Origin of the sequence: Streptomyces sp. NBC_00390 (assembly GCF_036057275.1) — a bacterium.
In the GTDB taxonomy this organism is placed as follows: Bacteria; Actinomycetota; Actinomycetes; order Streptomycetales; family Streptomycetaceae; genus Streptomyces.
The window spans coordinates 7370962-7389429 of record NZ_CP107945.1; the positions used below are offsets into that span (position 1 = coordinate 7370962).

An 18468-nucleotide genomic window follows, 5' to 3' on the forward strand; every position below is an offset into this window, starting at 1 on the left:
CCGCTTTTCTGCTAACGTGCGGTCATGGGAGCAACGAAGTCCGAGCGGGCGCTCGTGGAGCAATGGCGGGACGTTCTCGCACTTCACGCCCGTACGACCTGCGAACTCGACCGTGAGCTGCACCAGCACGGACTCGGCGCCAGCGACTTCGAGGTGCTCGACGTGCTCGCCGAGATTCCGGCCGATGCCGAGGGCGATGCCTGCTCGTACCGCGTCCAGGAGCTCGCGTCCCGCGTCCATCTCAGCCAGAGCGCGCTGTCCCGCCTGGTCGCACGGCTCGAGAAGGACGGCCTGGTGACCCGGGGCATGTGCAGCGAGGACCGGCGTGGGGTGCGCGTACGGCTCACCGGCGAGGGCCGGGCCCGCCATGCCCAGGTGCAGCCGGTTCAGCGTGCGGTGCTCTCCCGGATGCTGTCGGGCGTGGAGCAGCCCGGGGCCGGGGCGGCCGCAGTGTGACAGCGGAGTTCGCCGGATCGGCGCGAACTCCGCTCGCCGGTGACCGGCTCGGCATCCGGCGGCAGCCGGTTCCGCGGCGTCCGGCACGGAAGCCGGTCAGCGCAGTGACGGCTCGTCGGTGCCGTCCACCAGGACAGCCGGCCGATGTGCCGGCTGAGGCTGGTGCGCGTTCGTGGCCGCGGGCGTGGCGTGCCGGGCTCCGTAACCGATCAGTGCCGCGCCCGCCGCGAGCGCCGCGACCGTCGTGAGGGCCACCGGCAGTGAGAACCAGTCGGCGAGGAAGCCGATCGCGGGCGGGCCCAGCAGCATTCCGCCGTATCCGAGTGTCGATGCCGCGGCCACGCCGGCGGGTCCGGCCAGCGCGCCCGCGCGGGCCACCGCCAGCGGGAAGATGTTCGCGAGGCCGAGGCCGGTCACGGTGAAACCGAGCAGAGCCGCCCATACGCCGGGCGCGAGCGCGCCGAGCAGCATGCCGGCGGCGGCCGTCAGGCCGCCCGCGACCAGCGTGCGGGTCTGACCCAGGCGCTCCAGCAGGGCTGTGCCGGACAGCCGGCCGGCGGTCATGGCCAGGGCGAACAGTGAGTAGCCGGCGGCGGCGACGCCCGGGTGGGCGTGCAGATCCTGCTCCAGATGGAGCGCGCTCCAGTCCGCCATCGCCCCCTCGCCGTACGCGGTGCACAGCGCGATCACGCCGAAGAGCAGAACGAGCCGACGCGTGCGGCCCGACATCCGGCGGGGCGTGATCCGGTCCGCGCCGCCGGCGGGAGTCGGTGCGGGGTGGCGCAGCAGTACCGGCCCGGCCGCGGCCGTGACAGCCAGCCCGACGACGGTCAGGCCGAGCAGATGGGAGGTGGGGGACAGCCCGCCCGCGACCAGCCCTCCCAGCCCCGCACCCAGCATCCCGCCGAGGCTGAACGCCGCGTGGAAGCTGGGCATGACGGGCCGTCGCATCTCGGCCACGAGGTCGACCGCCGCGCTGTTCATGGCGACGTTCATCCCGCCGTAGGCGGCGCCGAAGACCAGCAGTACCAGGCCGAGGGCGGCGGCCGAATGGGTGAGCGGCGGCAGCGCCATGCTCAGCGCGAGCAGCATGCCGGCGGCCACAGTCACCGGATGGCTGCCGTAGCGGCGGCAGAGCCGTCCGGTGAGGGTCATCGTCACCACCGCTCCGGCGGAGACCCCCAGGAGCGCGAGTCCCAGGTCGCCTGCCGACGATCCGGTCTGCTGCTTGATGGCGGGGATGCGGACGACCCAGCCGGCGAAGAGAAAGCCGTCGAGGGCGAAGAAGACGGTCAGCGCGATGCGGAGGCGGGACAGGGGGGTGGGGGCAGGGTCACTGCCGGGTCCCCCCGGTGCGGCCGTCCTGAGTTTGTTTATGAGCGGCACAAAGTCAGGATAGGGGGCGGAGGCCGTTCCGTACAAGGCGGCGGACGAGCGACGGGATCATGGGAGACTCGCCTTCATGAACGGCAACGCGACGACGCGGGCAAAGCTGGAACGGGGCAGGAGCGCACTCGGCCCTGCGCTGGAACTGGTGCACACCGGCCGTGCCCCGACGCGCGCCGTCCTCACGGCCGAACTCGGCGTCACCCGCGCCACCGCCGGCGCCGTGGCCGCCGAACTCGAGGCCCTCGGCCTGATCCGCGTCGACTCCCGGCCCACCGCCGCAGCGGGTTCCCAGGGCCGCCCCTCGCACCGCCTCGAGATCGACGACACCGGCCCCGTCGTCCTCGCCGCCCAGGTGCACGCCGACGGATTCCGCGCCGCCCTGGTCGGACTCGGCGGCCGTACCGTCGCCACCGCGCCCGGCTGTGTCACGGTCCAGGCCGACCCCGCTCAGGTGCTCGGCGAGGTCGTGGCAGCCGGCGCCGACCTGCTGCGCGCCAGTGGCCGGCGCTGCGTCGGCGCCGGACTCGCCGTGCCCTCCGCGGTCGCCGAGCCGGACGGCACCGCGCTCAATCCGCTGCATCTGGCGTGGCCGGCAGGGGCCCCGGTACGGGACATCTTCGCCGAGCAGGTACACGCCGCCGGAATCCAGGGACCCGCGTTCACGGGCAACGATGTCAATCTCGCGGCACTCGCCGAACACCGCCACGGCTCCGGACGGGGGGCACAGCATCTGCTCTGCGTCGCCACCGGCCACCGCGGTGTCGGCGGCGCACTGGTCCTCGACGGCCGTCTGCACACCGGGAGCTCAGGGCTCGCCCTCGAGGTCGGCCATCTCACCGTCACCCCCGACGGCCGTCCCTGTCACTGCGGCAGTCGCGGCTGCCTCGATGTCGAGGCCGACCCGCTCGCCTTCCTCACGGCCGCGGGCCGCGATCCCGGCCCCGAGGTCTCGCTCCTGGAACAGTCCCGGGAACTGCTGCGCGCCGACTACGGCGATCCGGCCGTGCGGGCCGCCGCCGAGGAACTCATCGACCGCCTGGGCCTCGGGCTCGCCGGGCTGGTCAACATCCTCAACCCGGACCGCATCATCCTCGGCGGACTGCACCGCGACCTGCTGGACGCCGCCCCGGACCGGCTGCGCGCCGTGGTCGCCGACCGCAGCCTGTGGGGCCGCAGCGGAGGGGTTCCCATCCTGGCCTGCACCCTCGACCACAACAGCCTGGTGGGTGCGGCCGAACTGGCATGGCAGCCGGTCCTGGACGACCCGCTCGGCTCCCTCAGCTGACAGCGCCGGGTCCGCGGTGGGAGCCTGCCCCGCTCCGCGTACCGGCGGTCCGGGCCCGCCCCCACGGTCCCCGGCCCGCACCGGTGGCCGACACCCGTCCGGAGGCACGAGGGACGGCTCCCTCCGCGGTTGCGGGTAGTCCACGACCATGACCGACAAGCCCTCCGGCCCGGATCGCACCGTGAACCCACGGCTCCTCCGTCTGTACGACTGGATCGAGGCCTCACCCGTGGGCCTGGGCTGGAACCGCGCCCGCGAGATGGAGTTGATGCACCGGGCCATGGGCTTCGCCGCACTCGGCTTTCTGACCCTCGTACCGCTGCTGATCCTCGTCGCCGCGGCCGACCCGGCGAGCGGCCAGGGCTTCGCCCGCTGGATGGGCGCGGCGCTCGGCGTGTCGAAGGAGTCCCAGGACGAGGTGGAGCGGCTGTTCGGTCTGCCGGGGCAGGCGCTGCAGCGCACCACGGCGTTCGGCCTGGCCGCGCTCACCGTGTTCGGACTGACCTTCGGCTCCGCCGTACAGACCGGCTACGAGAAGGTGTGGGACCTGCCCACGGCCCGCTGGCACACCTTGTGGCGCCATGTGGTGTGGCTCGCGCTGCTCATCTTCTCCCTGATCGCGTTCGTCAACACGCCCGAACCGGAGGACTCCGTCCTTCTCACCATGGTCGTGGCACTGGGCGATCTGATCGGCACGTTCCTGTTCTTCTGGGCGTCCCAGCGGCTGCTGCTGTGCGGCCGGGTCCGCTGGCGGGCGCTGATCCCCGGGGCAGTGACCACGGCCCTGTTCATGCTGGGACTGCGGATCTTCTCCCAGATGGTCTTCTCCCCGTTGATCGCCTCGAACGCGGTCACGTACGGGCCGTTCGGGACGGTCCTCGTCATCCAGTCCTGGCTCGTCGGCGTCGGCGTGGTCGTCTACGCCGGCGCCCTGGTGGGACGGCTGATCCACGAGGCGCTCACCCGGCGCCGGCTGGAGCGCGAGTTCATGCTGGAACACGGCAGGCACCACCGGACCTAGCCGCTCTCGGGGCTCGGACGGCGGCAACGGGTGACACCCCCGGCAGCGTCGACGACGGCCGCGTGAAGCGCCCCTAAGCTCTGCCCGAGGCGGGGGTGCGCAGAGCAGGAAAGCGGGTGCCATGCTTGCCGTTGCGGTCGTCGCGGGAGTTCTGTTCGTCTGGTCGCTGCTCGCGCACAGACTCTCGCGATGGAGCATCACCGCGCCCATCGCGATGATGGTGGCCGGTATCGCGCTGACCGCAGGATCGCGTCCCCCGCTCAGATTCGATTTCGACACGGCCGTGTTCGAGCACGCGGTGGAAGTCGTCCTGGCCCTGCTGCTCTTCGTGGACGCCATCGAGGTTCCCGGCGGAATCCTCGGGCGGGAGAAAAATCTGGTCGTGCGCCTGCTCGCCGGTGGTCTGCCGCTCACCCTGTGCGCCGCGTTCCTGGCCGGATTCCTCATCTTCCCCGGTGAGTCGGGGTGGCTGCTCGCGGTCCTGGCGACCGTCGTCGTGCCGCTGGATCTGGCCCCCACCGCGGCCGTCGTCCGCGACCGCAGAATCCCTTCCCGGCTGCGCGAGGTCCTCAACGTCGAAGGGGGCCTCAACGACGGCATCGTCTCGCCGGTCTTCCTCCTGTGCATCGCCGTCGCCGCCGAATCGCACGGTGCCCATGCCGACTACGCGAGCGCGCTGCTGGCAGCGGTCGAGGCAGCCGGCTGGGCCCTCGTCAGCGGCCTGGTCATCGGCTCCGTGGCCGGCCGGCTACTGCGCCTGTCGTGGTCGCGCGGGTGGACCCAGCCGTCGGCGCTGAGGCTGGGCGTGCTCGCCGTCCCGGTGGCGGCGTACAGCCTCTCCGCCGCTCTGGGGGGCAACGGATTCGTCGCCTGCTTCGTGGCCGGTGTGTGCATCGCCCCGGCGCTGCGGCGGCTCCCCGAGAGCGCGGTGGAGATGACCGACGATCTGGTCGCCCTGATGACCCTCGCGCTCTGGTTCCTCTTCGGGCAGATCGTCAACAACGTGTTCTGGGACGGCCTCGAGGTCTCGGTCATCCTCTACGCGCTGCTCGCCGTCACCCTGGTCCGCTTGCTTCCCGTCCTGCTGGTGCTCACGGGGACGGGGCTGAAACCCGCGGACAGGCTCTTCCTGGGCTGGATGGGCCCGAGAGGCGTGACCTCCATCGTGTTCGGGGCACTCGCGGTCATCGATCTGCCCGACGAGAGCGCGGACTTCATCGCCCGCGTCATGGTGATGACCGTCATGGCCAGCATCGTGCTGCACGGGCTGAGCACCGAGCCGATCTGCCGCTTCTACGCCCGGCGCAGCAGCGCCGGGCCGACCGGTGCGCTTCCGGCGGCCGGGAGCCGGGACGACGAACCGTGACCGGTTCGGCATCGGCCGGTGCGCACGGCAGACGTGTCCGCCTGCCGTGCGCACCGGCATTCACCAGCGCCGCCCACGGCCCGGCGTGACCCGCTCCGGGGCCGACCCGTGCGGCACCTCGCGGACCGCGGGCGGCCACATGGCGGCCCGCTACCGCCGGCCGCGATCGTCTTCGCGACCGGCCGGGGCGGGCGTGTCCCCCGGGGCACCGCGTTGCTGCCCCTCGCGCACGATTGCCGCGAGCCGGTCGCGCAGCCGACGCAGCGTCGGTCCCGTCGACCGGGGTGCACAACAGCTCGCCATCAGGTCGGGGGTCCGTCGTCAACTGCCCGACGAGGCCGCCGCGCGGCACGTCACGCTCCCAGGGGAAGCAGCTGCGGGTGCGTTCCGTGCTCCCGGAGTGGTAGGCGAACTGCCGCTGGCCGTACGACGACTTCGGCGCCTGCCGGCGCGAACCTCGGAATCAACGACGAAACATCATCGCCACCGAGGAGCTGAACCATCGTGAACACACTCGCCCATGCGTCCGGACCCGGCCCGTGGGTCCTGTTCTTCCCGCTGATCTGGGCGGCTGTAGTCATCGGCGTCGTCACCGCCTTGCGCCGCACCGGCATCGTCCATGGCCGGCGCGCGCCCTGGCACGGCGTGCGCACCGGCGAGAACTCGCCGATCGCGCTGCTCGGCCGCCGGTTCGCTGCCGGTGAGATCGACGAGGACGAGTACTGGCGGCGGCTGTCCGTCCTGGACGAGCAGTTCGGACGTGCCCCCAAGGACGGTGCGGTATGACGCCGACCCCCCATCGCAGGGCCCGGGTCGCCGCCCCGGGTGATCGACGCCGCGAAGGTCTACGGCAGCGGCCGAGCAGCTCCTGCGTTGACGGGGGCGGTGACCACGCCGGGGCCGTGGGGCCCGCGCGTCCTTCCGTCCGGTCAGCCGGAGACGGTTGTCCGTACGGGTACCTGCGGCCGCGTCCCGGTGAAGGGGCCGGTCGTGGTCGCCCCGTAGACCACCGGGTATCCGGGCAGGGACACCTCCGGCGTGTAGGCGGCCGGCAGCGAGAACCAGACGACCTTGCCCAGGTCGCCCTCCGGCCGGACTCCCCAGCTCTCGCTCACCGCCGCTATCAGCGCGAGACCGCGCCCGGAGGTGGCGAGGCCGTCCATGGCCCCGACGGTCGGCAGCCGCGGATCGCGGTCGTGGACCGAGACGGTGAGCCGGTCGAGCAGCAGCTCGATGTCGACGATGCATGTCTTGTCCGGCTGAGCGTGCCGGTGGACATTGGTGAGCAACTCGGTGACGCCGAGCGCTGCCTGGTCGATCAGAGGATCGAGATGCCAGTAGCGCAGTTGCGCCGAGATGATTCTGCGGACCTGTCCGATCCGCGACGGCAGGGCCTGGAGCTCCACCGTGCAGTGCCTGCTTGGCTGGCTGATCACGGCTGCGACTCCCCGAAGTGAGTTTCCGGAAGAAGACGAAGGACGGATCCAGCAGTCGGCCGTCTGCTGATGTGGCCGGCGGGGCTGGATCGCAGCGTGACCGCCGGTGAACCCTGAGTGACGTGAGACCAGCGTGAACCATCACCCACAGGTCCGCAACTCGCGCTGCGTGCAGGCGCGCTGTCAGCTGCTGCCGCCCGCGCCGCGCACGGCGTCGAGGAAACGCCCAGCCAGGGCCCGTGCGTCGGGCCGGTGGTTGCGCTGGCCCATGGTCAGGCGGTACCGCTTGCCGTTGAGGGTGGCGACCGTGCTGTCGTCGCCCGCGAACCACGGCCTGCCCGCCGTCACCGCGCGGACCGGCGCGCTCTCGATCACCCGGCCGTAGCTGGTCATGAGGGCCAGCCTGCCGTCCTTGATCAGCACTTGCCCGGCCCGGGTGAGCGAGCGCGGCCAGCGCTCGATCCGTACGCCCGTGGCACTGAACTCGGGCTCTGCCGTAGCCATCGTGTCTCCGCCCCCTTCGCAGCGACTTCTGAGGGAAGTCTGCACAACCTGCGCCGTGTGCACCAGTACGTGTGGATGGTGCCACCACGTAACGGGCCGCCGCCGCAAGGCATTCCCAAGGTACCCCTATGGGTCCCCAAAGTGAACGTTTGCCCAGGTGAGGGGCTTACTGTTGCAGAAGGGGGCGGATGGACGGCCGGGGCGGGACAAGGCCTCCCGGGCGCTGCCTGACCGGGTGGCGGCGGGACGACGAGGCGAGGAACAGGGCACATGAGCAGAGTCGAGAAGACGGTTGCGGGCGAGGCGGTGGCCACCGTCGACGTGGACCGCAGCGACGCGGAGTACCGGGCATGGCTGAAAGAGGCCGTGCGTAAGGTCCAGGCGGATGCGAACCGTTCCGCGGACACGCATCTGCTGCGCTTCCCGCTGCCCGACGAGTGGGGCATCGACCTGTACCTCAAGGACGAGTCCACCCACCCCACCGGCAGCCTCAAGCACCGCCTGGCCCGCTCGCTGTTCCTTTACGGGCTGTGCAACGGCTGGATCAGACCCGGCAAGCCGGTCATCGAGGCGTCCAGCGGCTCGACCGCGGTGTCCGAGGCCTACTTTGCCAAGCTGATCGGTGTTCCCTTCATCGCCGTGATGCCGCGCACCACGAGCGCGGAGAAGTGCCGATTGATCGAATTCCACGGCGGACAGTGCCACTTCGTCGACGACTCCCGGAAGATGTACGAGGAATCGGCCGCGCTGGCCGAGCGCACCGGCGGGCACTACATGGACCAGTTCACCTATGCCGAGCGGGCCACCGACTGGCGGGGCAACAACAACATCGCTGAATCGATCTATCAGCAGCTGCGCCTCGAGCGCTATCCGGAACCCGCCTGGATCGTCGCCACCGCGGGCACCGGCGGTACATCGGCGACCATCGCCCGCTACGTGCACTACATGCAGCACGACACCCGCATCTGCGTGCCCGACCCGGAGAACTCCTGTTTCTTCGACGGCTGGACCCAGGGCGATCCGTACGCCACGAGCGACTGCGGATCCCGGATCGAGGGCATCGGCCGGCCCCGGATGGAGCCGAGTTTCGTACCCGGAGCGATCGACCGGATGATGAAGGTGCCCGACGCGGCGAGCATCGCGGCCGTACGCGCCCTGGAGGTCGCCATCGGCCGTAAGGCGGGCGGCTCCACCGGCACCGGTCTGTGGAGCGCGCTGAAGATAGTCGCCGAGATGGTGGCCTCGGGGCAGCGCGGGAGCGTGGTCACCCTGTTCTGCGACCCGGGCGACCGCTATCTCGACAAGTACTACTCCGACGAATGGCTGGCGCGGCAGGACCTGGACATCCGCCCGTACGCGGCCGCCATCGACCGGTTCCTCGAGAGCGGCGACTGGTCCTGCTGACCGGCCCGCGTACGGCGTGAGCCGGAACGCGGTGGGCCAGGGCGGCTCAGGACGCGGCGGACCTGGCCAGCCTGCGGTCCAGATTGCGCACCGCGTCCTTGAAGGCGCGCCCGAATCCCGCCCGGCCCAGCCGCAGTACGGCCCGCAGCGGCGCGGGCCCGTCGGCGGCGAAGGTCCACTGCACCCGTGTGCCCGTCGCGGTCGGGGTCATCCGCCACTCCTCCAACAGCGCCTGCAGACCAGGGGCGTTGGTCTCGTCCACGCGGTACGCGTAGCGGGTGCCGGGCTCCTTGGCCATGATCCGCTCGGCGAACACCGTCCCGCCCCTGAGCCTGACCTCACGGCCCGAGCCCCCGTCGGTGGGCCGGGCCGCGGTCACGGCCGTGAACCACGCCGGCCAGGCGGCGACGTCGTCGGCGAGCGCTGTGTACACGGCGGAGGGGGAGGCTGCCACTTCGGCGGAGAAGACCAGCCGCAGCGGAGCGGTCTCGACGAAGTCGAGCTCTACGGGGCGCAGCCGGCGTGCCATGGGTGCGTACCTCCAGCGGAGCGCAGGGGTGGGGCGGGGGCCGCCACCCTATAGGGCGGCTCGTCGGATGTCCGCACCCCCGGGCGGTCGATCGGACGTCCGCCGCCTCGGCAGTCGGTCAGCCGGCCGGAACCCGGGCGAGCAGTCCGTCGAGCGCGCGGCCGAACACCCGCCGGCCCACCCGCGCCACCAGCGGATCGAGCAGCCGAGGCAGATGCCGGATCCGCAGGTCCTCCGTCCATACGACCACCGAGCCCGAGTCGCTGTCCTTTCCCGAGCCGCCGTCCGGGCCCCCGGGGATCACCTCGACCTCCGCCCAGCCCGTGATCACCCGACCACGCTTGACCAGCCGGCAGACCCCGGCACGGCCTGCCTGCGGCGGCTCCCAGCGCACGACCTCCATGGGGTCGTCGAAACCGCAGCGTCCGATCCCGCTGCGCACCACGAATACAGTGCCGACCCCGGCCGGCGCGGGCGTCGTGACCCGGGCCGAGGTCAGCGGCATCTGTGCGGCATGGGCGGACCAGTCCGTCACCCGCAGCCAGCAGGCCTGGGCCGGCAGGGCGGTGGCCCGGGTGATCCGAAAGACCGTCATGCCCTGCCCGCCTCAGTCGTCCTGGGCGTCGGCGGTCCCGGTCTGCGCCTCGGTACCGCCCGCCACGACCAGTCCCGGCAGGTGTTCCGCCATCTCCGTGCGGGCCGCGGCCGAAAGGCCCACGTCCGTCACCAGGGTGTCCACATCCGTGAGCTGCGCGAACGAACTGAGGCCCACCGTCCCCCACTTGGTGTGGTCGGCGACCACCACCACCCGGCGCGCGGCCTGGACGAACCGCCGGTTCGTCTCCGCCTCCGCCAGATTCGGGGTGGACAGACCCGCCTCCACCGAGATGCCGTGCACACCGATGAACAGCATGTCGAAGTGGAGTGAGCGGATGGCCTGGTCGGCCACCGGGCCCACCAGCGAGTCCGACGGTGTACGCACCCCGCCGGTCAGCACGACGGTCGCCGCACCGGGGCGCGGGCCGCCCGGCCCGCCGGCCCGCTGCGCCGAGTGGAAGACGTCGGCGACCCGTACGGAGTTGGTGACCACCGTCAGGTCGGGCACCTCCAGCAGATGGTGCGCCAGCGCGAAGGTCGTGGTGCCGCCGGACAGCGCGATCGCGCTGCCGGGTACCGCCAGCCGCGCCGCGGCCCGCGCGATGTCCTCCTTGGCACTGAGCTCCAGCGCCGACTTGGCCTCGAAGCCGGGCTCGTGCGTGCTCGCCTCGACTACCGGCACCGCGCCACCGTGGACCTTCTCGAGGACCCCCTGCCGGGCCAGGGCGTCCAGATCCCGTCGCACCGTCATGTCGGAGACGTTGAGCCTGCGGGTGAGTTCATTGACCCGTACCCCGCCGCGCCTGCGCACCTCGTCCAGGATCAGGGCGCGCCGCTGCTCCGCGAGCAGGTTCTGGTTGTCGCTCACCGCCGGGGCCGGTCCTTCCGTGTCGTCGCCGTACCGTCCTCGCCGTACCTCGCCTCGCAGGGCTGTACGTGGCTGTACGTCGCCTGTGGCCAAGGCTTCCCATCCTTGCACGCGCTTCCGCGGTACGGGCTCGGGGGAGATTCCGTGAGAGCCGTGCGGCGAACCGGCACGATCCGGGATTCTGGCCACGAACCGCCGAGCGGCTGCGCACCGATCGATCCTCCCATCGAGAGAGCGAGTCACAGAAGTGACCCCTGGCACCGAGGCGTCCTACGACACCGAGGCACCGCACAGCGGGGGACCGGCGCTCGAACTGCTGGTCCACGGCGTCGGCGGAGCCACCCCCCAGGACATGCTGCGCGACCCCCGCACGGTGCGGATCACCGGCGACGAGAAGGCCGCGGTCCACCGGCGCACCGACGACGCCGAGGCGGAGCGCCACCCGCAGGACTACCGGGAGCGCCCCATCCGGGAGGCGTACTGCTGGTCCAACCTCACCTCCGGCAACGGAGCTCGGGCCCTGTGGCTGCTGCTGCTTCCGTTCATGGTGGTCAACCTCGCGCACTGGATGCGCCCGAGGGCCACGGGGCTCCGCAGGACCACCCGGCTGTACGGGGTGCTGGTGCGGCTCGTGGCGCTGAGTCTCACCGTGCTGCTGACCGCCGCCGCCTGCGAGGTCGCGCTCGATCTGCTGGCCTGGCAGTGCGCCGGCTCGCCCGACTGCAGCGCCGAGCGGTCCTGGCTCGGCTTCATGTCCAGTGCCCAGGGCGGCTGGTGGTCCCAGCCGGGGCGGCGCCTCGCCCTCGCCTCGGCCGTGCCGGCAGCGCTGGTCGCCCTGCTGTGGTACCTCTCCAACCGCACGTGGAGCGCGTACGAGTCGCAGCGCCCGCCGACCGGCGACGAGTGGCGGGCGTGCGGCGACGTCGAGGACGACTACGGCCAGGGCGAGGAGGAGGCCGAGCGCGCCGGGACCGGTGCGGATGCCGCGTCCGCCGCCGAGCCCGTCGTACGGCCGGCCCTCGGGCGGCCCGGGTTCTGGTACGGCCGCCGTCTGGTCGCCCGGCTGCGCGCCGCGCACACCGCCGCCGGAGTGCTGACCGTCGCCGCCGCGGTCGCCGGAGCGGCTGCCCGTCACGACCGCGGCGCCGACAACGGCGTACTGGAGCTCAGCGGCATGCTCCTCGAGGGCGCCCTCGCCGGGGCCGGGCTCGCCGTACTGTGGGTGGTACTGCGCAGGGGGCGCAGCGAGAAGCGGCTCGACGCCCGGCTCGACAAGGCGACGGTGCGCCACCTGCCGGGCGCCGCCGTCACCCTGCTCGCCCTGTCCTTGGTGTACGCGTCCTGGTCACGCCCCGGCTGGGCCTCCGCCGGCCCCCTTCCCGGCGATGTCACCTTCCGTGTCATCGTCCTCGCCCAGGGCGCACTGGTCGTCGCCCTCGCCGTCGCCGCACGGGCACTGCACCGCCGCGCGCGCCATCCCCGCACCGTCCTGCACGGCTTCGGCGGCCCGGCCGTCGCCATGCTCGCCTGCGCCCTCGGCGGGGTGATGACCGGCGGGGTCGCCCAGCGTGTCGCGGACTGGCTGGACCGCTCGGGCACTCCGGGGATGGACGACCAGGGGGCCATCCCCGGACCCCCGGTGCTGCTCAGCTGGCAGGCATCCGTCATCCCGGTCCTGCTCGTCGTGCTGCTGGTGCCGGCCGTGGTCCTCGTGGTCCGCACCTGGCTCGCCGCCCGCGCTCTGCGGCCGGCCGTCGAGTCGGACTACGGCGAGGACCGGCCCGACACCGTCCGCACCCGCAGGATCGCGGGGACCCGGGCACGCGCCGCGCTCACCGACGCCGCACCCGGTCTGGTCGGCATCGTCTCCGGGGCCACGCTGCTGCTCGGGGCGGGCGCGGTCGGCGGGGCGTGGGTCAGCGGTGAGGTGCCGGGCCTCGCCTTCGGGACCGGCGGCACTCTCGCCGAGTCCGCCGCCGGGACCGCACAGGCGCTGGGCTCCTGGCTGATCGGCTTCGGCTTCATACTGTTCGTGACCATGGGCCGGCGCGCCTATCGCGACGCCTCCGCCCGGCGCACCATCGGCATTCTGTGGGACGTGGGCACGTTCTGGCCGCGGGCCGCCCATCCCTTCGCCCCGCCCTGCTACGCGGAACGCGCCGTACCCGATCTCACCTGGCGCATGTGCACCTGGACGGCCCGCACCGGCGGACGGCTCGTCATCTCGGGCCACTCGCAGGGCAGCGTGCTGGCCGCCGCGGCCGTGTGGCAGCTACCCGCGGCCACCCGCCGCCGGGTGGCGTTACTGACCTACGGCTCGCCGCTGGAGCGACTGTACGGCCGCTGGTTCCCGGCGTACTTCGGGACGGATGCCCTGCGGGAGCTGCGCAGCCAGATGGACTGCTGGCGCAATCTGTACCGGCACACCGACCCGATCGGCGGACCCGTGCTGATTCCCGCCGAGGGCCGCCATCGCGAGGTGGACCGGGAGGAGCTCAAGGACCCTGTCGTGTACGGGCGTTCGGACCGGTACCCGCTGCCCGAGCCGATCCTCGGACACTCCGACTACCAGGCCGATCCGGCGTTCGCGGCCGAGCGCGGCGAGCTGCTGGAGCGTCTCGGACCGACCGTGCCCCGGCAGGCCCGCTGAGGCCCTTCGCCGTCACGGCAGCTCGGGCAGGTCTTCCGGGTAGAGCAGGGTCAGGTCGTCGGTGCTGGTCTCCGCCAGCTCGGCGACCCGGCCCGCATGCCGCTCCACCATCGACTCGAACGTCTGGCGCGCGGTACGGCCGTTGCCGAACGCGGGCCCCTTGGGCAACTCGGTGAAGTACTTCAGCAGCGCCTCGTCCGTCCCCGGGGCGAGGCGGTACTCGTGCTCCTCGGCCTGCTGTTCCACGATCCGCAGCAGCTCGTCCGGCACATAGTCCTGGAAGGTGATGGTCCGTGAGAAACGGGAGGCGACACCGGGGTTGACCGACAGGAAGCGCTTCATCTCCGCCGTGTAACCGGCAACGATCACCACGACCGCGTCACGGTGGTCCTCCATCAGCTTCACCAGTGTGTCGATTGCCTCCTTGCCGAAGTCCCGGCCGGAGTCCTCGGGCGACAGGGCGTACGCCTCGTCGATGAACAGCACACCACCGCGCGCCCGCTCGAAGGCCTCCTGGGTGCGGATGGCGGTGGACCCGATGTGCTCGCCGACCAGATCCACCCGGGACACCTCGACGAGATGGCCGCGCTCCAGCACCTGGAGCGAGGCCAGGATCTCGCCGTAGAGCCGGGCCACGGTGGTCTTGCCGGTGCCGGGGGAGCCGGTGAAGACCAGATGGCGGCGGACGGAGGCGGCCTTGAGCCCGGCCTCCTGGCGGCGTCTGCCCACCTCGATCATGTTGGTGAGGCTGCGGACCTCGCGTTTGACGCTCTCCAGGCCCACCAGAGCGTCCAGTTCACCGAGTACCACGCCCGAGTCGCGTGAGCCACCGGCCGGCGCCGCGGCCTCGGGTGGCGACTGGGCCACCCGCCCGCCCGGGACGGGGGAGAGGAGACCGGGGGACTGCGTGGCGGTGAGCACGGAGGTGGCGGCGGGCTCGGCCTTGGTCCGGACACCGCTCTCGTCGCTGGTGCAGTCCTCGACGACCGGGCCGTCGTTCTCGCCGAACTCGTAGCCGCCGCGGGCGCACCGCTCGGTGCGGCACCCGCTCAGCGTGGTACGGCAGCCGTCCATCACATGGAAGCCGTAACCGCCGCTGCCGGTGACCCGGCAGCCGCGGAAGGTGCCGCGGCCCTCGGCGGAGACATAGAAACCGGCTTCGGCGGGAGCGGTGACGGTGCAGCGATCGATCAGCGGATCGGCGCCCTTGGTGACGATCACTCCGGTCTGCGCCGCGTCGATGGTGCAGCCGCTCAGGGTGCCGCCGCTGCCGTGGTCACGGAACCAGGCACCGGTGGAGACCTCTCGGATACGGCAGTCGTCGAGTTGCGCGGTGGCGCCGTCGCTCACCGACACCGCCGTGTTGCGCACCTGCGAGATGTCGCTGTCGACGACGTCGGCGCGCGAACCGCGGTCCAGCACGAACAGCGCGTCGGGGACGTCGTGCAGCCGGCAGGAGTCGAGGACGGCACTCGCGCCGTCGCTGACCCAGACGGCCGGATAGTCGCCCGTGCTGTCGTGGATCTCGCACCGGTTGGCGTCCACGCGGGTGCCGGGGTCCCACACGGACAGACCGTTGCGCCCGAAGTGGCGCACGGTGGAGCGGGTCAGCGTGAGGACCGAGCGCGAGCGCAGATCGATCCCGTTCTCCGGTACGTCGTGGATGGCGCAGTCGGAGAGGGTCAGCACGGCGTCGGTGTCGAGCGTGATCCCGTCGCCCGAAGTGCGGTGCACGGACGAGTCGGTGAGATGGGCCGTGGCGCGCGAGGCGATCTGCACACCGGTGCCCTTGATCTCGTACACCTCGCAGCCGATCGCCTCCAGACCGGTGCCTTCGCCCGAGACGGTCAGGCCACCGCCCGACGCATGGTGCACCCGGCAGCGCTCCAGCCGCGGGTGCGCGCCGCCGCGCACCGAGATTCCCGACTGCCCGGCCGAGACCACCTCGCAGTCCTCGAACACCCCGCCCGCGCCGTCCAGTACGCCGATGCCGACGCCCGCGGGATTGTCGACCGTGCAACGGCGCACCGTCGGGCGGGCGGCGCCGCGTACTTCTATGCCGGCTGCCGAGCGTGTGACGATCCGCAGATCGGCCAGCTCGGGTGTGCCGTCCTCGACGAGGAGCGCGGGCGCGGCCGAGTCCTGGCCCTCCACATGCAGATCCTGGACGGTCGCGGAGGCACGCACGGTGAGCGGTACGCCGTCCGCCGGCGCGATCCGCACCGAGCCCGCCGCACCCTCGGCGCCGCGCAGCGTCACCGCCCGCTGGACGACGAGGTTCTCGCGGTACGTCCCCGGTGCCACGGTGAGGATGTCGCCGTCGGCGGCGGCCTCCAGGGCGGCGGCGAGGGAGGCGTACTCGCCCGTGCGGCGCCGCCACCGCGATGTGCCGGTGTGCGTCACCTGGACCGTGCCCTGTGCCATCGTGCTGCTCTGCCCCCACCTCGTGATTCGTGCACCGCCGCGTCGCTGAGGGGACGCCTCCCCGGACCCCCGTGGGGGTCGCACCACCGTAGCGCGCGCAGGGCGCCGGAGTTGACGGGACGGAGCAGGTCAGCTGCCTGCGCCGGTGCGCCCCCAGTCGGGACCGACCGCGGCCCAGGCCCGGTCCAGGTCGGCGAGTCTGTGTCGTACCAGCCCCCATACGGCGAGCCGTCTCGCGCATTCCACGAGGCCGCCGGCGATCAGCGCGGCGCCGCTGCCGGCGAGGGCCGCATGCACCCGGACGGACGCCGGGTCCATCGGACGGTGGACCAGGAGGCCGGACGCGTCGGTCCATATCGTGAAGGTGTCGCCCGGGCGGGCCGTGCGCTGCCGGGTGGTGACCGTGCCGGTGTGCGAACTGCCGTCGGGGGCCGTCCACTTCGCCACGACCAGACTGCGGACGTCCTCGGAACGGCCCGTCTCGGGATCGAAGCCGGGGGTTTTGGGGTGGGGCGCCGGCCGTACCACCGTGGCCTTGGTCGCCGTCCGCCCCAGGCGCTGGACGCGTGCCGATTCGCGCAGGGACTCCTCACTGAGCGAACCCGCTGTCCACCCGGCCACGGGTACAGCGGTGACAAGAAGCAGGGCGGCGGCGAACGCCACCCATGCCTCGAGGAGATCGGTGGCACGGCACAGCGGATTGTGCCGCCAGCGCCAGAGGCCAACAACTGCTCGCACGGTCTGCTGCCCCCCTTCCGTGTCCGTTCCGTAATATCCCGGAGAGGCTCTGCATGTGGGCGGGTTGAGAGAAGAGAGAGCTACGTCACCCTTGCGGTGCGGCCGCGTCACCGGTCGCACGCGGCCGTCTCGTGCGGGGTTCCCCGCCGAGGGGCGCACGGACGGTGCTTCGCAGGCCGGCGGGTGCGTCAGGGCGTGGCCGGCGCATCGTCGAGAACGGTGACCGCATCGCCCTGGCGGATCGGTCCCGGCACTTCCGGCACGAGGTACTGGCCGAAGGCGAGCCGGTCGCCGATGCGGCGATGACGGGCCAGCGTGCGCAGCGGTTCCTTGCCGCGCTCGGCGGTGCGCTGGTCGGTCGTGGTGATGACGCAGCGGCCGCAGGGCTTGGTCACCCGGAAGGTGACCCCGCCGATGGCGATGCGCCGCCAGCCGTCCTCGGCCCACGGTGCCGTGCCCGCCACCACGACGTTCGGCCGGAACCGGGTCATGGGCAGCGGACCCTCGTCGGCGTGATCGCCCTGTGCGATGAGGGAATTGAGGGCGTCGAGCGAGGTGAGGGTGGTGAGCAGCAGCGGTGAGGAGTCGCCGAAATGGACCGTCTCCCCGGCGCGGGCGTACGCGGGATCGAGCGGACGCCGGTGGGCGGGGTCGTCGAGATGGACCAGCCGGACCTGCGCACCGAGGTACGTGCTGAACCAGTCGTCGGCAGGCCCCTCGGCGGGCACCGCCTCGACCTTGTCCCCGAAGACGTCCGTGACCACCGTGTCCCGCGGCTCGGGCACGGCGACGGTCAGCGGCACCTGCCCCGGTGCGGTCAGCCGGATGGCGCCGCCGGGCAGCGGCTCGGCCCGCGCCGGGGCCATGCGCGGATACCGGCGCTGGGTGAGGACCGTGCCCGATGCGTCGACCAGTGCCCAACGGCGGTCTCCTGCAAGCCCCCACGGCTCCACGACCGCCTCACCGGGCGCGCACCCCGCCAATGACTTGACCGGGTGGACATGAAGTGAATGCACGACAGGCTCGGACATGGCCCCATGGTGACACCCGGCACCGTCAGGCGGTCGGCAGATCTGTCCGACCAGTCAGTCGGGCCGGTCAAAAAAAGCCGGCCCGGCCCGTCAGTACCCCCGGCTCTGGTACGGGCGGTTGTACGGGTCCTCGTAGGGTGCGGGCGCCGGGGCGGGACGTGCCGCGGCGGGACGCATGGCTTCGTAGCCGGTGGGCACCGGACGCGACGGCTGCGACTGGTACTGCGTGGGCGCGTAGCCCCGCGGTGCGACCGCCTGCTGCGGGATGTACGGAGCGGGCGCCTGCTGCAGCGGGACGGGCTGCTGCATGGGCTGATACATCGGCTGGGGATAGCCGTAGGCGGGAGAGGGGCCCGCCGGAAGGGCGGGGAGCGCCGCAGGGAGCGCCGGCAGGTAGCTGTTGCCGGTGTCGTATGCGGCAGGCACTCGGATCGGGGCGATCTGAGGCGTGCCCCGCTCCGCGACCAGGGAGTCGTAGATCGGGGTGTCGGGGAACGACGGCGCGGAGTAGTAACCGCCGCCATAGGTGGAGCGGGGGGAGGTCATGGCACATAAGTTAAGCCCACGATGTGCTGGTTGGGGAGCCCGATAAGAGGGTTGTTTCTGCAGCTGTGAGTGACGGTGGATCCCTAATGTGAGCGAATCTGGCAAAAACGGTCGTCCCGCAGCGCATGAATCCTGTAAAGGGCGAGCTGAGAGCGGGTTACCGATGGGTCGGTGGGTCGCCGAGCGGGTCTGGGCAATAGGTTGAAGCCCAAAATGAACTTCCA

17 protein-coding genes are annotated in these 18468 nt (G+C 72.1%); 7 read left to right on the plus strand and 10 right to left on the minus strand.

From position 1 onward, the window contains the following. The first annotated feature begins 24 nt into the window (after positions 1–24). Complete coding sequence (locus tag OHS70_RS32745) at positions 25–456, plus strand: MarR family transcriptional regulator (protein ID WP_328403486.1); 432 nt, start codon at positions 25–27, stop codon at positions 454–456. 96 nt (positions 457–552) lie between these two features. Here OHS70_RS32745 and OHS70_RS32750 read toward each other — a convergent pair whose 3' ends face one another. Then, complete coding sequence (locus tag OHS70_RS32750; protein WP_328403487.1) at positions 553–1842, minus strand: MFS transporter; 1290 nt, start codon at positions 1840–1842, stop codon at positions 553–555. A gap of 76 nt (positions 1843–1918) precedes the next feature. On the opposite strand from OHS70_RS32750, the gene OHS70_RS32755 reads away from it, so the two are divergent. The 4 genes from OHS70_RS32755 (at position 1919) to OHS70_RS32770 (ending at position 6303) form a co-directional block, all read left to right on the plus strand. After that, positions 1919–3130 (plus strand): ROK family protein, encoded by a 1212-nt coding sequence (locus OHS70_RS32755; protein ID WP_328403488.1) that lies wholly within the window; start codon positions 1919–1921, stop codon positions 3128–3130. 148 nt (positions 3131–3278) lie between these two features. Continuing rightward, positions 3279–4151: a YhjD/YihY/BrkB family envelope integrity protein gene (locus tag OHS70_RS32760; RefSeq protein WP_328403490.1), complete on the plus strand. Its 873-nt coding sequence runs from the start codon at positions 3279–3281 to the stop codon at positions 4149–4151. A gap of 121 nt (positions 4152–4272) precedes the next feature. Further along, on the plus strand, positions 4273–5517 hold the full coding sequence (locus OHS70_RS32765) for a cation:proton antiporter domain-containing protein (RefSeq protein WP_328403492.1): 1245 nt from the start codon (positions 4273–4275) through the stop codon (positions 5515–5517). 504 nt (positions 5518–6021) lie between these two features. Beyond that, positions 6022–6303 carry an SHOCT domain-containing protein gene (locus tag OHS70_RS32770; RefSeq protein WP_328403494.1) on the plus strand — a complete coding sequence of 94 codons (282 nt, stop codon included), beginning with the start codon at positions 6022–6024 and terminating at the stop codon, positions 6301–6303. A gap of 143 nt (positions 6304–6446) precedes the next feature. Here OHS70_RS32770 and OHS70_RS32775 read toward each other — a convergent pair whose 3' ends face one another. After that, complete coding sequence (locus OHS70_RS32775; protein WP_328403496.1) at positions 6447–6953, minus strand: ATP-binding protein; 507 nt, start codon at positions 6951–6953, stop codon at positions 6447–6449. A 183-nt stretch (positions 6954–7136) separates the two neighbouring features. Next, a complete protein-coding gene (locus OHS70_RS32780; RefSeq protein ID WP_328403498.1) occupies positions 7137–7457 on the minus strand; it encodes a hypothetical protein in 321 nt (106 codons plus the stop codon). A 270-nt stretch (positions 7458–7727) separates the two neighbouring features. On the opposite strand from OHS70_RS32780, the gene OHS70_RS32785 reads away from it, so the two are divergent. Next, positions 7728–8861 carry a PLP-dependent cysteine synthase family protein gene (locus OHS70_RS32785; protein ID WP_328403500.1) on the plus strand — a complete coding sequence of 378 codons (1134 nt, stop codon included), beginning with the start codon at positions 7728–7730 and terminating at the stop codon, positions 8859–8861. A 46-nt stretch (positions 8862–8907) separates the two neighbouring features. Here the strand turns inward: OHS70_RS32785 and OHS70_RS32790 are convergent, their stop codons facing one another. From OHS70_RS32790 to OHS70_RS32800, 3 genes are all read right to left on the minus strand, one after another. After that, a complete protein-coding gene (locus tag OHS70_RS32790) occupies positions 8908–9390 on the minus strand; it encodes an SRPBCC family protein (protein WP_328403502.1) in 483 nt (160 codons plus the stop codon). A gap of 118 nt (positions 9391–9508) precedes the next feature. After that, complete coding sequence (locus OHS70_RS32795) at positions 9509–9985, minus strand: SRPBCC family protein (RefSeq protein ID WP_328403504.1); 477 nt, start codon at positions 9983–9985, stop codon at positions 9509–9511. 12 nt (positions 9986–9997) lie between these two features. Continuing rightward, entirely contained in the window at positions 9998–10855 is an 858-nt protein-coding gene (locus tag OHS70_RS32800; protein ID WP_328403506.1) for a DeoR/GlpR family DNA-binding transcription regulator, read from the minus strand. A 247-nt stretch (positions 10856–11102) separates the two neighbouring features. On the opposite strand from OHS70_RS32800, the gene OHS70_RS32805 reads away from it, so the two are divergent. Beyond that, positions 11103–13505, plus strand: coding sequence for a hypothetical protein (locus OHS70_RS32805; protein ID WP_328403508.1), 2403 nt, complete (start codon positions 11103–11105; stop codon positions 13503–13505). 12 nt (positions 13506–13517) lie between these two features. Here OHS70_RS32805 and OHS70_RS32810 read toward each other — a convergent pair whose 3' ends face one another. The 4 genes from OHS70_RS32810 to OHS70_RS32825 form a co-directional block, all read right to left on the minus strand. Then, entirely contained in the window at positions 13518–15929 is a 2412-nt protein-coding gene (locus tag OHS70_RS32810; protein WP_328403510.1) for a right-handed parallel beta-helix repeat-containing protein, read from the minus strand. Positions 15930–16058: 129 nt separating this feature from the next. After that, on the minus strand, positions 16059–16667 hold the full coding sequence (locus tag OHS70_RS32815; protein WP_328403511.1) for an Rv1733c family protein: 609 nt from the start codon (positions 16665–16667) through the stop codon (positions 16059–16061). Positions 16668–16855: 188 nt separating this feature from the next. Next, complete coding sequence (locus OHS70_RS32820) at positions 16856–17698, minus strand: MOSC domain-containing protein (protein WP_328403513.1); 843 nt, start codon at positions 17696–17698, stop codon at positions 16856–16858. A 90-nt stretch (positions 17699–17788) separates the two neighbouring features. Then, positions 17789–18244, minus strand: coding sequence for a DUF6643 family protein (locus OHS70_RS32825; protein ID WP_328403515.1), 456 nt, complete (start codon positions 18242–18244; stop codon positions 17789–17791). Positions 18245–18468: the final 224 nt, after the last annotated feature.